The following is a 16,860-nucleotide window of genomic DNA, read 5'->3' on the forward strand; positions in this document are numbered from 1 at the left end:
AACCGCATTATTGATTGGAAAAGCGACTGTGACACAAACGAACGAGGAAATCAGAAAAGATCTTTATCGCTACCTGCTAACCCAGGTAAAAGATAATTTGTTGGACAAACAAAGTGCCATTCAATATCTAAAAGTGATAGAGGCAAGCAGTAAAACGGAACTACCGGCTATTGCCATTGTGGGCATAGCCTGTCGTTTTCCTTTTGCTGATAACAAAGATGAGTTCTGGTTAAATTTGGCACAGGGTAAGTCTTGTATTCGAGAATTTCCTGGTTCTCGACAAACCGATATGTCGCATAATGTGGTAGATGGCATGCCGCTTTTCCAAGGTGGCTTTTTAGAGCGGATCGATCAGTTTGATGCGGAATATTTTAATATTCCGCCGACTGTTGCCCTACATATGGATCCTTATCATCGCTTATTGTTGCAATCATTCATTGAAACTATCGAAGATGCCGGTTATGCAAAAACCGCATTTGCAAACAGTAATACTGGCGTCTATGTAGGTAACGATCATACGCACCGTTACATCAGTAATTATCTCGATTTTCTAGCACAACCTGATTTTACCAGTATTACTGGATCCTGGACTGCGGTTCTTGCCAGCCGAATTTCGTTTTTACTTAATTTACGAGGTCCGGCGGTTGTCGTTGATACCTCGTGCTCTTCGGGTTTAGCGGCATTAGATAGTGCAATAAAGGCAATACATAGTAAAGATTGCGATACAGCATTAGTGGGTGCCGCCAATTTATACTTAACACCCACCGCAAAAGTTGTTGATGAAATTGAAAATGAAGAAGCAAAAGTTAGAGCTTTTGATCAACAGGCCAGCGGTACTGTCTGGGGTGAAGCGGTTGTTAGTTTGATGATTAAATCAATCGATAAAGCGGTTGCTGATGGTGACTCAATTTATGCGGTTATCGATGCGCTGGCAATGAACAATGATGGTGCAACGAATGGAATTACCGCGCCCAATGCAAAAGCTCAACAAGAGGTAATACTCAAAGCATGGGCGAAAGCACAAGTCGAAGCGAGTGATATTTCTTATATCGAGTCTCACGGAACCGGAACTCACTTGGGTGACCCTATTGAAATTAAAGGACTAATTGGTGCATTTGCCAAAAAGACACAGAAAAAACAATTTTGTGGTATAGGTTCAGTTAAATCTAATATTGGACATACGGTTGGTGTTGCTGGCTTAGCATCATTGATGAAGGTACTACTCAGTCTTAAGCATCAACAGCTACCGCCCAGTATAAACTTTGAAGTGCCCAATCAGTTTATTGATTTTTGTAATAGCCCAGTTTATGTCAATAATCAATTAACTCCATGGTTGGTTGAGCCTGAACAAAAACGAATTGCGGGAATCAGCTCATTTGGTTTAAGCGGCACCAACTGTCATTTGATTCTGTCAGAATATCACTCATCTACAGTGGTATCTGAACAAACCTTATCTGAAGTGGAATTGTTTGTAATCTCTGCACGCAGTAACTTATTGATGGCTGAACAAATCAGACGCTATCGCGATTTTATTCAGCATAATTTATCAGTACCTTTAAAAGATATTTGTTTTACAGCAAATGTCGGACGAGAACATTATACTGAGCGCTTTGCCATTATTGCCAGTTCCCATCAAGAATTACTCAGTCAATTGAGCGAATTACTTGATCATATAGAAAATCAAAGCCGAGAAACAAACGAAAGTCTAATTAGCAATGATGACAACGGCATTATTGCTAATAATCAATTCAATCATTACCGTGGCAAAAAACCATCGGAATTGGATAAACTCAGCACTCAATTTTATTTAGCAGAACAGATTTTACCGGCGCAGCGTCGTGAAAATCTAATGAATCTCGCTAAGCTTTACTGTGCAGGAGCTCAGGTACAATGGGCAAAAGTTTATACCGATAAAACCTATCATCGAGTACATCTACCTGCACAACCATTTTTACTCACACGTTTCTGGGACGAATCGGTGATTGCTAGCGCTAAACAAAACCAGCAATCTTCCTCATCAACCAATAATTTTGTCACTGTTGAAAGTGACAATGGTCTAGATGCAGAAGCATCAGGTGGAATTGACAGACAGCATCTTTTAACTGAATTAAAGGCTCAATATACCCAGCTTGTAGAATCGATTCAGGTTAACAGCAGTATGGAACAATCCATACCATCGTTGCCTGTATTTATTTTTGAACGCCTTATTAGCGAAGTTACCGGATATCAAACGGTTGATTTAAGTAAAAATATATATTCGCTTGGTGCTGATTCCATTGGTGGTGCGAAAATTATTCAGTTAATTAATCTGTTATTTAACATTGAAGTGAATATTTCGGCATTACTTGCTGCTGAGAGCTTACATTCTTTTTATCAACAAATTGATGATAAGTTTAATTTATCTTCCAGTTTACAACACAACGAACATGCTGATTCTGCACTGGCCAATAAGACCAGTACGACTCGAATCGAGAGATTACCTCAACAACAATATTATCCGCTCTCCAGCGCACAAAAGCGTTTATATTTGTTAAATACCATTACTCCCGATTTAACTGTTTATAATGTCAATGCAACCGTTGAAGTTGATCAATTACCTGATAGTGAAAAGCTCTATCAGGCATTTGAAAAATTGATGCAACGTCATTGGATATTAAAAGCAGGGTTTGTCATGCAGGATCAGCAACCCTTACAATTTATCGCTGATAATCACCAGTTTGAAATACAACATTTTTCAATTAAAGATCAACAGACGAATAGTCAAAAGAGTAGTAATGCCTGGCTCATGGAAGAACTCAACCAGATTGCAATACAATTTATCAGACCTTTTGATTTAGCCAAACCACCATTAATTCGTGTAGCACTTATTAAGAGTGATGTCGGACGTCAATTTATGATTTTTGATATGCATCACTTAATTACCGATGGCTCGTCAATGGGCATCATCATTCAGGATTATATCCAATTGGCTCAGGGGAATATTCTGGCTCAATTACCTTTTCAATATCCTGATTTTGCTGTATGGCATAACACTTATATACAGTCGGAAAGCTATCATCAGCACCAGTCATATTGGCTGGCGCGTTATCAAGGTGATATACCCGTTACCAATTTGGCCTGCGACTACCCTCGGCCCAGTATGCAAAGCTTTGTGGGTAAGCGGCAATTTGCGCAATTGAACCAGACCGTGATGGGACAGTTGGAGCAATTGGCTACGCAAAACAACATTACCTTATTTTCATTACTGTTAGCTTGTACGCGAATCTTTTTGGCAAAACATGGTGCTGGCGAGGATATTGTTATAGGAACACCGGTGACAGGACGTAGTTTACTTGAAACACAAAACCAGGTTGGTATGTTCGTTAATACACTTGCGTTGCGGCATTCAATTGATACTAATGCGACTTTGGTGGATAATTTCAAACAGCATCATCATCAATTGTTGCAAGACTTTGACCATCAAGATTACACCTACGAAGATTTAGTTGATGCATTAAATCTAGAGCGATTGCCTGATAGAAATCCGTTATTTGATGTTTGCTTTGTACTCCAAAATGAAGATATGGGGCTTGATCATGATGATGTTATCAATACGATTGATATTGACCCAGGTACATCTAAATTTGATTTAACAATTTTATGTCGTAAAGACAAACATGGTTTAAAAATTGACTTTGAATATTGTCAGGCCCTTTGGAGTGATGTCACTATTGCTTATTGGCTTGGAAGGTTTGCTAATTTATTAGATAAGTTGGTTAGCCAGAATTTATTGCAGCAAAATGTCGATGACATTTCTTTACTATCACCAGATGAGAACGATTTGTTGCTTAACCAATGGGTTAATACACAGAATAATTATCCGGCTGAGCAAAGTTTAAGTACGCTTTTTGAGAAGCAAGCTGAAAAAAATCCCCAAAAAATTGCATTGATATTCGGTGAGCAACAGCTAAGTTATCAGACACTAAATATAAAAGCCAATCGTCTGGCTAATTATTTAATTCAGCAAGATGTTAAACCTAATGATTTGGTAGCTTTATTTTTTACACCCTCAGTAGAAATGATTGTCAGTATACTGGCGGTTTTAAAAACGGGTGCTGCTTATGTCCCATTGGATACCAATAATCCACAAGAGCGAAATCAGGCAATTATTGATGATTGTCAGGCAAAGCATATTATTTATCATGCTGAACAAACAGAATTGAGCGCAATCGAACCGGTACTGGCAACCACAATTCAGGCAATAGATCTGGCAACAAAATGTTTAGAGGATTGCGCAGAAAATAATCCCGCTCTGCCACTCAATGGTGAATTGACTGCTTATGTCATGTATACCTCAGGAACAACTGGTGTACCTAAAGGTGTTGTTGTTCCACAAAGAAGTGTTACCCGAGTTGTATGTGATACTAATTATCTACATTTAAATAGTAATGATACCTGTCTGTTGATTTCTAACTATGCTTTTGATGGCAGCATTTTGGACATCTATGGCGCATTACTGAACGGCGGACAGCTTGTTGTGATGCCGAAAGCGGAAATCACCAAATTAGATAGGCTATCTCAAGTAATAAAAAAACATCAAGTCACATCGTTATTTGCAACAACATCATTTTTTAATGTGATGGTTGATAATTTATTAGACCAACTGCAATCCGTCAGATATTTAATGTTTGGTGGAGAAGCTGCTTCGTTAAAGCATGTTACTAAAGCATTTAACCTGCTAGGTGCAGGAAAGCTTATCAATGGTTATGGACCAACAGAGTCGACCGTTTTCGCGATTACTCATACTGTTGATGAGATTGATCCAGAATTAACCAGTTTGCCAATTGGTAAACCGCTAAGCAATACTCACATTTATATATTAGATGATGCCTTAAAACCAGTTCCATTAAACACACCAGGACAAATCTATATTGGTGGTGCTGGCGTTGCCAAAGGTTACTTAAACCGGCAAGACTTAACGCAAGAGAAATTTATTGCTAATCCTTTTATAAAAGGAGATGTCATTTATAAGACGGGTGATCTTGCTAAGTGGACTTACCAAGGCGATGTCATTTATCTGGGGCGAGCCGATAATCAAATTAAAGTTAGAGGGTTTAGAATTGAGCTCGAAGAAATTCGAACTGCCATTCTTGCACTACCAGAAATTCAACAGTGTATTATCACCACTAATTCCGATACTGAGAATAACACATCTAAAAACATTACCAGCTTCGATGCTTATGTGGTGGTTGATGATGTAGATGGATTTAAACCAGGCAAGCTTAAGGAGCAGTTATTATCCCGATTACCGGCTTATATGATTCCTAGAGCGATTACGCCTGTTGAACAGTTTTATTTAAATCAAAACGCCAAAGTCGATACTAAACGCTTACCTGATCCACTAATCCAGGAAAGCGAAATTACCGAGGCAGAAACAGATAATGAGAAATTGCTGGTTAATGTGTGGCGAGAGGTACTTAATCGTGAAGAAATTAGTACTACCGATAATTTCTTTTCGTTAGGCGGCGATTCAATTAAGGGAATTCAGATAATTGCCAAGCTGCAAGAGCAGGGCTATACCATAGAGATGTCTGATATTTTTCAATATCCAACGATTGTTGATATCGCTTCACAGCTTAAGCAACAACAAAAGTTAGAAATTGACCAATCTCCGGTGACGGGTAATTTAGCGATCAATCCAATTCAGCAAGCATTTTTAAATGAGACAGATAGTTTTAGTTATCAACATTTCAATCAGTCTCTTTACTTAAAGCTGACAACATTACCGCAAGCAGAACAATTACAATTAGCATTTAGTCGATTAATAATACATCACGATGCATTACGCACACAATGGGTCATTCAAAATGGACAATGGCAAGCAAATATTTTACCCATTGACCAAGCATCAGTTGAGTTTTATCACTGCCAAAGTGATTCGGAAATTGAATCGTTTATTAAAAAATTGCAATCATCACTAGTAATAGAAGATGCGCGATTAATTAACGTTGGTTTAATTAATACACCCAATGAAAAAGCAATTTGTATTGCGATACATCATCTGGTTGTTGATGTAATATCATGGAATATATTAATTGAGGATTTACGTGAGTTGCTTGGTCAGATAGTTGACAAAGATGTCATCAATATTGATCAATTAACTCTTCCGCAAAAGACACATTCATTCCAGTTTTGGAATCAACAATTAGTTGAGCAGGCTCAACAAGTAACTAGAAATAATCTCAATCAATATTGGCTTGATTGTGAACAGATGTGTCAGCAAATTAAAGCGCCTTTTGCCATACAACCACAAGGCACCATTAGCGATGCGTTCGAAAAAACCTATCGCTTTAACTCGCAACAAACAAGCTTGTTACTCGACAAAGCTAATGAGAGTTTTTCAACAGAAACCCAGCATTTGATATTATTAGCATTGGCTTCAGCACTGAGTGATTGGAAGGAAACGCAACATTTAATTATTGAATTGGAAAGTCATGGTCGAGAGTTTATGGCAGATAATATTGATATCAGTCGTACAGTAGGTTGGTTTACTTGTGCTTTTCCGGTTTTACTGTCGGTTAACTCTCGAGGTGGCGATACATCAAATTTAGACGATGCCGTAGTCCAAATCAAAGAATCCATTCGTACGGCGCAAAAATATAACCGTCAATTTGGATTATATCAGTATTTAACTTGCAAAGATGGTTTAAATCAGCCGCTAGGAAAAAAGCTTCCATTGGCAATTAGTGGACAGATAGGTTTTAACTTCTTAGGCTTGCAGGAGTCAGCGGAATCAAATGCAAAAGAATCAGTGCAAGCGGTATCTCGTTTAATTACTTCCGCTCCCGATATGCCATTGAATAAAGCACTGGATATTGTTGCCAGTATCCAAAACGAACAGCTTGTTTTAGAAGTCTTGGCTGATGGTTGTCGATTAACAGGAAATGATGTTGATCTATTCTGGCAACATTTTTCCCAATCGCTAGATAATATTATTCACTATTGTGTCGAACACCAACAAGTTGAAAAAACTGCAAGTGATTTTAGTGCCAAAGACCTGGCACAAAGTGAACTAGAAGATATTTATGATGATTTAGATATCTTTTAATAATAATAAACGGTAACCCCACCGTAATAATGGGTGAGATGAAGAAAGTTTAGACAGCATATATCTGTCACTATTTAGGAAACACCAATTAGAGATCAATGATGAACAACAATAAAGCGAATATTGATAATGTTTTTGGCTTAACTCCCATGCAGGAAGGCATGGTATTACATTATGCTCAATCTCCTGATACCACAGCCTATGTTGAACAGTTTGATTTTATTTTGGCTGGCGAAATCAGTTACGAAAATCTAGAAAAGAGCTTAAATGCAATCGTTTATAAATATGGTGCTTTACGAACCAACTTTAGTTATCGTAAAACAGATAAACCTAGACAAGTCATTTACAAAGAACGAACTATTCAACTTAATCACCAAGATATCAGCGAGCAAGGTAACATTATAGGGCAATTAAACGAAATTAAACTGCAAGATAGAAAAGCCGGTTTCGATTTAAGTCGAGATTTATTATTAAGGGTGAACCTGGTAAAAACCGGGCGGTTAGAACACCATATGGTATTTACTTTTCACCATGTCATTATGGATGGGTGGTGTCTTGGCATGATATTTTCTGACTTGTTTCAATGTTACGAAAAATATTGTAAAGGTGAAAATGTGCCGTTGGAACGTGAAGCGGTAAGTTATGACCGTTATATTCAATGGCTAGACAAATATGACCAACAGAAGGCAACAGACTATTGGAAAGAATATTTATTCGATTATGCTAACGAAGTAGGTCCTCCTTACTTTGATTTACCATTTAAAGGTGAATATCAACATGCCAATCAAATATTTTATTTTGATGAACAATTGACTGAAAAAATTAATCAATTATGTCAATCCAATGGAATTACCTTTAATCATTTTCTGGTTTCTGCATGGGGTGTGCTATTACAAAAATATCAAAACACCAATGATGTGGTGTTCGGTTCCGTAGTGTCTGGTCGTCCTCCAGCATTGAATGGCGTTAACGATATGGTTGGATTGTTTATCAACACAATTCCTACTCGTGTTAAATCAGACGCCAATCAGACCTTTGCCCAGCTATGTCAACAAGTGAGTGAGCAAACGGTTGCCAGTAATCCGTATGAGTATTCTCCTCTTTTTGAGGTTCAAGCTAATACTAAACTAAAGAACAAACTGTTGGATCATGTGATTGTATTTGAAAACTATCCCATTTCTCAACAAATGCGGGCACTGGGTGAAACAGTAGGTGGATTGCGAGTGGTCGATGTTGAAGTTTATGAACAGACCAATTATGACTTTAATTTAATTGTTAATCCCGGCGAGCAAACAAAACTCACCTTTATTTATAATGAAAATCGTTATTCAAAAGCAATTATCGAAAGTTTACAGAGCAGTTTGCAGACCTTGGTTAGTCAATTAATCGAACAGTTCGATGCGACAACTGAGCAATTAACTTTATGTTCGACAAGTGATCATAAAAAAATTACTGAACAATTTAATGACGTGTTTCGTGAGTATCCAAAAGAATCCTCCATGGTGCAGCTGTTTGATAAAGTTGTTCAACAGTACCCCGAAAAAGTTGCATTAGTTTATTATCAGCAACAAATAACTTTTACTGAGTTACAGATACGAGCGACTCAGTTGGCTAATCAGCTTGATTCGCTTGGTATAAAAGCGGGTGACAAAGTAGGTTTATTATTGCCGCGTTCTCCTGAACTCATTATTGCAATGTTAGCCAGTTTGTATTGCAATGCTTGTTATGTGCCAATAGATATAAAAAGTCCACAACAACGAGTTGAAACGCTTATTCAAGAAGCAGAGCTTAAGCATTTGTGTACTTTGAATGATTGTCACTTTAATATTGCGAATGAAATCCAGCAGATTAAAGTTGACAGTAAAGCCGACATAGCGGGGCAAAATAATGTACTGAACAATTCTGGTAATGCACAAATCAACCCCGATAGCGCTGCTTATATTTTGTATACATCAGGCTCTACTGGCACACCAAAGGGCTGTGCAGTCAGTCATAAAAATGTGCTGAGATTAGTCATAAATAATGACTTTTATGACTATGCTGCCGAAAGGGTTCACTTGTTAACATCGGCACCCGTATTTGATGTTAGTACCTTTGAGATTTGGGGAGCCTTATTACATGGGGCACAACTGTGCGTTATCGATGAAAATGATATTCTAGATGGTGAGAAACTTAATATCATTATTGAAAACAACAAAGTCACTACCGCTTGGCTTAGTAGTGCTTTATTTAATCAACATGTAGAAAATAATTTAGAGTTATTTGCTCATCTACAATATTTATTAGTTGGTGGAGATATATTATCACCCCATCATATTAATAAAATTAAAGAACATTACCCGCACGTTCGACTAATCAATGGTTATGGTCCGACCGAAAACACAGTATTTACTTGTACCTATCCAATTGAGAGAACTCATCAATTCCGTATTCCAATTGGGTATCCAGTAAAAAACTCAACCATTTACATTGTTGATAAAAATCTAAATATGTTGCCTCCTGGAGCTTATGGAGAATTGGTTTCAGGTGCAGACGGCGTTGCGCTGGGTTATGTTAATCAACCTGAGCTAACACAAAAAGTATTTATTGATGATCCCTTTACCCCAAATCAACATCAATCAGAAAAAGGAAGACTTTATCGGACCGGTGATATTGCACGTTGGTTACCCGATGGCAGTCTGGATCTATTAGGTCGTGTTGACTTTCAGGTAAAAGTCAGAGGATATCGAATTGAACTGGGCGAAATAGAACGCTGTGCTAACCGACTTGAGTCAATTAAAGAAGCCGTTGTTGTCGCACAAGATCATAAGTCAGGTAAACAACTGGCATTGTATTATTCAGTTAAACAACCAACTACAGACGATGAATTATTAAAGCATCTGCGCGCAGCCTTACCTGGGTATATGGTACCTTCACTCATTTTGCAACTTCCTCAATTGCCGATTAATGTCAGTGGAAAAGTTGATCGCAAGGCATTACCGCCAATTACAGTTTCGATCAATCAAAATCGAGCGAAGCCCCGCAATGAAACTGAAGAAAAAATTGCCGCTATTTTCTGTGATGTATTGGGGTTAGATGAAATAGATATCTTCGATAACTTTTTTGATATTGGCGCTAATTCATTAAACTTAATGACCATTAACAATCGAATCAAAAAACAGTTTGCTAAAGAGATACCATTGACCACATTGTTTGAGCATACCACGATTGTTGCGGTTGCTGATTTTCTTTCACAATCAGAAAAACAGGCAGAGCTTGATAAAAAGCAAGCCGAAGATGAAAAACAGGCAATGAAAAGCAATGCGAATAAAATTCGCGGTATGATGCGTTCAGGGAAAAAACATGAATTTAGTTAATGAATCAACAGGCTTTGAAATTGCCATTATCGGTATTGCCTGTCAGCTTCCTGGCGCCAAAAATGTTGCTGAGTTTTGGGAGTTATTGGTCGCGGGTGAAAATGCAATTTCATATTTTGATGAGCAGGAGCTGATTAATCAGGGGATTGATGCGAATCAAGTTGCACAAAAGAATTATGTCAAAGCGAAAGGGGTTTTTCCTGAGATTGCCTGTTTTGATTGGCGCTTTTTTGGTTATACGCCAAAAGATGCCGCTATTATGGATCCACAGGTTAGAGCACTACATCAAGGCGTTTACCATGCACTTGAAGATGCAGGTTGCTTAGAAGCGCTTCAAGAGAGTGGTAAATCAAAAGGTCGTAATATTGGCCTGTTTGCCAGCGCATCAGGTAATTTCAATTGGGAACTAGATACGTATTTGCAAATTGCCACCGGCAGCGCAGCGCAATTTGCCGCATTACAATTAAATGACAAAGACTTTTTGGCAACGCGATTAGCTTATGCATTTGACTTACGAGGCCCTGCGTGTACATTACATACGGCTTGTTCCAGCTCGTTATATAGTGTCGATGTTGCCTGTCGTAATTTATATACTGGCGCATGTGAGGCAGCGGTAGTGGCTGCTAGTGGTTTGTCTTTACCTGTTAAAAATGGCTATGTTTTCGAAGAAGGCATGATCAAATCTCCAGAGGGAAAATGCCGCCCTTTTAGTGAAGGGGCAAACGGAACGGTTGAAGGTAATGGAATGGGGGTTGTCGTATTAAAACCTCTCGAAGATGCACAAGAGAATAATGATAATATTTATGCGGTAATACGTGGTATTAGTGCTAATAATGATGGCCAAAGAAAAGTGGGTTATGTGGCCCCCAGTATAGAAGGCCAGGTCGAAGTTATTCGCCGGGCAATGTACATGGCAGAAGTCAATGCAGAATCGATTGGTTATGTCGAAACTCATGGAACAGCGACTGAACTGGGCGACCCGATTGAAATTCAAGCTTTGATCAAAGCATTTGCAACCGATCAAAAGCAGTATTGTACATTAGGCGCACTTAAATCAAATATTGGTCACTTAGATACTGCGGCAGGTGTTGCTGCATTAATTAAAGCCTCATTAGTATTAAAACATCGTCAATTACCACCCAATGCTAATTTGACCGCGCCAAGTGAAAATATCAATTTTGCAGAATCACCTTTTAAGCTTTCTGACGAGTTAAGAGAGTGGCAACGTATACCTCACCCAGAACAATCAGACGCATTTTGGCCGTTGAGAGCAGGGGTCAGTTCATTTGGGATTGGTGGTACCAATGCACATGTTATTCTCGAAGAAAATATTCAAGAAGCACTCGCACAGGAATCTTTAGATCCAGTTGCTTTATTTGAACAAGAAAATTTAGCTAAAAACAAACCGCAACCAGATAATATTTTGTGTCTATCAGCGAAAACACAAAACGCATTAAATCGTATAAGAATAAATTTGCATCAATTTATTCAACAAAACCCAACTATTTCTGTTGCTGATCTATGCTTTAGCTATGCTATTGGACGTGAAAGCCATGAGTATCGTCATTTTTATCGTGTATCGACAATTGAACAACTTGAGCAACAATTAGCCGAAGATGTTACAGCTTTAAGTGATGAGGAAAACAATCTTGAGTCAACCGGATTAAAGACCTTAACAGCAGTCAAAGCGTTAACCAATTCGCCAAGAATTGCTTTTTTATTTCCTGGTCAGGGAACTCAGTACGCCGGCATGTCTCGCTCCTTATATGAACAGGATAAGACCTATCAAGGTATTCTCGATACACTATTAGCCATTTGTGATGCGCAACAATTATTTCACATTCGCCGAATGTTACTGCAACCCACCGATGCTGATGCAGAAGCAATTCATTTAACGGCAAACTCACAATTATGTCTATTTGTAACTGAATTAGCGCTTGCCCATTATTTAATGTCATTAGGCATTAAACCTGATGCAATGATTGGTCATAGCTTAGGCGAGATTGTTGCGGCTACTGTTGCAGAAGTACTCACCGTTGAAGATGCAATCCATCTGGTCAATCACCGTGGTCGTTTAATGCAATCAATGCAATCCGGTGCGATGTTAGTTGTATTATGTACTAAAGATGCACTACAAGAAGTCATGACCGAGCACGTCGAAATTGCTGCCATGAATACTCCTGAGCAATTTACGGTATCAGGCACCCATCAGGCTATTGAAGAGTTTTGCCAGCTACTCGATAAAAACGCAATCATTTATCGACCAATAAAAACATCACATGCATTTCATTCATCAATGATGGATGGTGTTTTGCCCGAATTAAAAAGTGTAATTCAAGGAATTACATTAAATGAAGCTAAAACGCCTTACTTATCTAACTTAACTGGCGATTGGATAAGCGGCGAGCAAAATCAGGATGAAACCTATTTTTTAAATCATTTGCGACAAGCGGTTAACTTTTTAGGTGGAATTGAAACACTATTAGCGGATCAGAATCAAATTTTAATCGAGGTTGGGCCCGGCAATGTTCTTGGTGCATTAGTAAAACAAATTGCTGATGCCAACCAAATTGTGATGGACAAACCGGTATCAGTATTGCGTCAAGCAAAAATTGACTGTACCGATGAAACTTATTTTATAGAAGCACTTGGAAAAATTTGGTCGCAAGGTGTTTCTATACATTGGCAGAGTTTTTACCAGCAAAAACAGATTGCGGCTCGCCGAATTTCAACTCCAGGTTATCCTTTTGAGAAGAGTGAACTACCTGTTGGTAATGGCGATGTCAATCATGTTTTTAATACCCATTTGGGTAACCTGGGCAATCTGACCACTGAGTCAAATGGTTTAACTGATAATCAAACGTCAGCGAAGCAACCAGTAAAAAGCGATGAAAATAAGCAAATCGTTCCTTACTATTGGGACTGGAAGACTGAGCTGTTGACAGACAATAAAGACAAGTTTTCAGTTAAGTCCTGTTTTTTATTTGCGCTCGATAAAAAAGGATTCCAATTATTTGCAACCATCGGTGGTTTGCGAATGACCACCATTAAAATTAATAATGTAACAAAGGTTAATCCATCAGAAAAATTATCTATCGCTGCCAATGAAAGTGATGCTTATCAAAAACTTTTAGCACAAAAATCAATTAATAGTGAATTACCTGAGTTATTTGTCTGGTTTTGTGCATCGGAAAAAAGTGAAGATATTGAAAAAACAAAATTGCAAATCAGTCGTGGTATTAAGACCATTACCAATCAATACCCCAATAAACATTTTGACTGTATTTTATGCATTGGTTATAGAACACCTATTGCGGGACAAATTAACCACGATATTAACCTTTGGTGTCGTAGTACTAATTTGCTTTATCCCAACATCAATGTAAAGTGCATTGAACTCGACTTATCATTTAATGATCCGCTTTTGCTACAAAATATTGAAGCAGAATTATTTAATCAATTCGAATATCAACCACTGGTTCGTTTAAGTCAAGGACGAAGACAAGTCTGGGGGATGAATGACTATCGAAGTGAACAGGTACAATCGATAAATAATACGTTACCGTCTGCACATCGTATATTGGTAATGGCATTAGAGCAGTTTCCATTAATTGATTTTATTTCACAACTTGATCATCTGACCAAAGCTAGAGTTACTGGTTTATCGCTGAGTGTTAATCAAGCAAAACAACAGCAAGTGATCGAAAATGTTATTGCTAAAGATCGACATTATGATCAAATTATAATTATTGATTCTTATTTGAGCTGTAACTATATTCAAGGCGAAAAAACACTAGCATCGATTAGCGATCTCGATAAAACATCGCTAGATGATGCACATCAGTTGTTTTATAAATCCTTATTACAAAAGATTAATAAATTTGATTGCCAAAGTTTTATTTACTTATCAACAGGTAGCGCCAGCTGGCTAGATGCTAACTCTATTGCTCACTATAAAGTGCGCAGCGATTTTGAGAAACGTTTAAGAACTCAAATTAAAGACAAGCATTTGTCGACGGTATTTTTACCTTTTGAAGAATCAGTAACTCATTGTGAATTCTATTTGCCCGATCAGCAAGCGCAGCGAGCTTTACTCAGCGTTATAAATAGTGGTTGGCATCAGGTTACGATCAAACCAGAAATGCAAGCGCTATTTGCCCCCGTGTCCTCGTTAATGCAACCTGGTTTGCTGCATGAGAAATCCCAAGATGAAGTTTCTAGTCATTCCCAGTTATCACAGGCTGAAGTAGAACAACCTGAGAGCTATCTAGATGATTTACAGAAGTATTGGTCACAAATACTGGGGATTACAGAATTCTCACCTCAGGATAACTTTTTTGAACTCGGTGGGGATTCACTGCGAGTAGCACAATTAACCGCAGAACTTGAAAAAAATAGCATTAGCGTTTCACCAAACGTTGTATTTAATTATCCCGATTTACAGTCTCTAGCCGATTATCTTGAGAGTAAGTTTCCAAGAAATCAACATCGAATCAAGACAATTGTGCAACTTACAGAAAAACTCAATGAAGCACTTCCATTGGCTTTTGGTTACCGGCTTTTCCCGTTGAACGAATCAATGGTAAATCATTCTCATACAGAGAAGGAAAAGCAGAGGGATTTTGATGATAAGTTATTGGATAAACAGTTATTAGATAAAGAGTTATTAGATAAACAGTCCAATTCATCAGAGCAAGTGTCGGTACTATATACCGAAAAACCTTTGACTGAAGCAGATTTGCTCGCAATGCAAGCAATCCTCAAAGAACAAACCGTAGAGTTTGCTGCTTTACCTAACTACATTTGCCAAAATGCCAATACTGAACTGTTTACAACTAACGATGAGTCAAATGTCACACAAGATATTTTCAGCGGTTCAGAGAAAAGTCTGAATGATGAGCTGTATCTGAAAGCGATAGATGAAGAGCAATTAGAAAGATTGTTAAATAACGTTCGCTTTCAGCAAAAACGTTTTGGGCGTAACCTGGTTAATGCGCCAATAGAAACTATTTATAAAGTAAGCCCATTTCAAAAGATGTATCTTAAAAGTGATACTCGCGTTTCACTTTACGAAATGTTTATCAATAAGTACTTTGACTTAGAGTTACTGAATAAATCAGTAACCAAAATAATTAATAATCAAGGGTTATTACGGAGTAGTCTGGCTCGCAACTACAATGGATTATATTGGGAACAACATGAAAGAACCTCGCGGGTCAACTTGCCTTATATTGATATTTCCCAATTTAATGAGGATAGTAAACAAGCAATTGTTGAAAAGCTAATGAGTCAAGAATATGAAACAGATTTTGATGCTGAAAATACGGTGTTATATCATGTTATAGTAATACGGCTTGACTATAAAAGGATCAATATTTTATTTAACCTGGATCATTCTATTTTTGACAATATGAGTGGCCAGGTAATGCAGCGGCATATTCTCGATGATTACGATGCTAGATTAATGGCCGAGTATCAGCCTAGTGCACAGTCTCATATCAAAAGCTATGATTTTTATCTGGAAAACTTGAATAAAGGACCACAAGGAATTACCGAAGAAAAATTAATTCAGTTGTTCGAGTTAAATCAATTTAATCAGGCCAAATTGGCGATTGAACAAAAAATCATACAATCTAAGAATGAAATAACGGCAAATACAAAACTCAAAAATAAAAATCAGTTTAAATACTGGCAGTACAAAATCACATTACCATCAATTAACGGATATGAAGAGGAAGATTTAGCCTGGCAAATTACAACTGCTGGCCTAAGCTATTCGTTAGCCAGATATTTTGGGCAAGCAGAAATCCCCATGAAATTACTTTACCAGGGGAGAAAATATCATGATATCTCTTTTTTCGATACATTAGGTTTGTTCATTGATGTTGTCCCATTATTAATTGATACCACCGAGAAAAATCCAACGTCATTAATCGGACGGCTCAGTGAGAAGCTTCAATATATTAATCGTTACAATATTAATTTTATGAACATGGTGATGAGTATTCCAATGTTGATAAAATGGCGTAACATATTGGGCTTAATCAGTGCTAAAAAGTTATCACAAAAAGATCCAATGATCTTGCTTAATCACACCGGAAAATCAGGAACCGAGTATCGTAAAATTATCGATTTTGCCACTAAAGAAATGTTAGATTCAGGCAAAATTGACTACGCCAGTTTTTATGTGATTAGCTCCGTAGTTGAAGGTGAATTAATACTCGATATTCTTTGTTGTTTTGAAAATGATATGGAAAAAATCGGAAATATTATAAAAGAGGAGTTCCAAAACGTCATTGACTACTTTAAAGCCGGTGAACAACTACCGCAAGAAAAGCAATCAAAACCACAACCAGTCGGTTTAAATAACAGTAACATTTAATTGCGTTTTAAAAGTAAAGGACGACTTTAAAATTT

Annotated in this window: 3 protein-coding genes; all 3 read left to right on the plus strand. The window is 37.7% G+C overall.

Translation table 11 applies throughout. The features are described from left to right. Nucleotides 1–28: 28 nt before the first annotated feature. The 3 genes from ABVT42_RS06055 (at nucleotide 29) to ABVT42_RS06065 (ending at nucleotide 16,825) form a co-directional block, all read left to right on the plus strand. On the plus strand, nucleotides 29–7,087 hold the full coding sequence (locus ABVT42_RS06055; RefSeq protein WP_353896092.1) for an amino acid adenylation domain-containing protein: 7,059 nt from the start codon (nucleotides 29–31) through the stop codon (nucleotides 7,085–7,087). Nucleotides 7,088–7,188: 101 nt separating this feature from the next. Continuing rightward, on the plus strand, nucleotides 7,189–10,443 hold the full coding sequence (locus tag ABVT42_RS06060; RefSeq protein WP_353896093.1) for a non-ribosomal peptide synthetase: 3,255 nt from the start codon (nucleotides 7,189–7,191) through the stop codon (nucleotides 10,441–10,443). Continuing rightward, nucleotides 10,430–16,825, plus strand: coding sequence for a beta-ketoacyl synthase N-terminal-like domain-containing protein (locus ABVT42_RS06065; RefSeq protein WP_353896094.1), 6,396 nt, complete (start codon nucleotides 10,430–10,432; stop codon nucleotides 16,823–16,825). The genes ABVT42_RS06060 and ABVT42_RS06065 overlap by 14 nt, the downstream gene beginning before the upstream one ends. Nucleotides 16,826–16,860 lie beyond the last annotated feature (35 nt).

Origin of the sequence: Aliikangiella maris (assembly GCF_040719265.1) — a bacterium.
Taxonomy (GTDB): domain Bacteria; phylum Pseudomonadota; class Gammaproteobacteria; order Enterobacterales; family Kangiellaceae; genus Aliikangiella; species Aliikangiella maris.

Excerpts from the sequence above, each read along its gene's own strand:
- ABVT42_RS06060 (WP_353896093.1), top strand. The coding sequence starts at position 7,189 with ATGAACAACAATAAAGCGAATATTGATAATGTTTTTGGCTTAACTCCC.
- ABVT42_RS06065 (WP_353896094.1), top strand. The coding sequence starts at position 10,430 with ATGAATTTAGTTAATGAATCAACAGGCTTTGAAATTGCCATTATCGGT.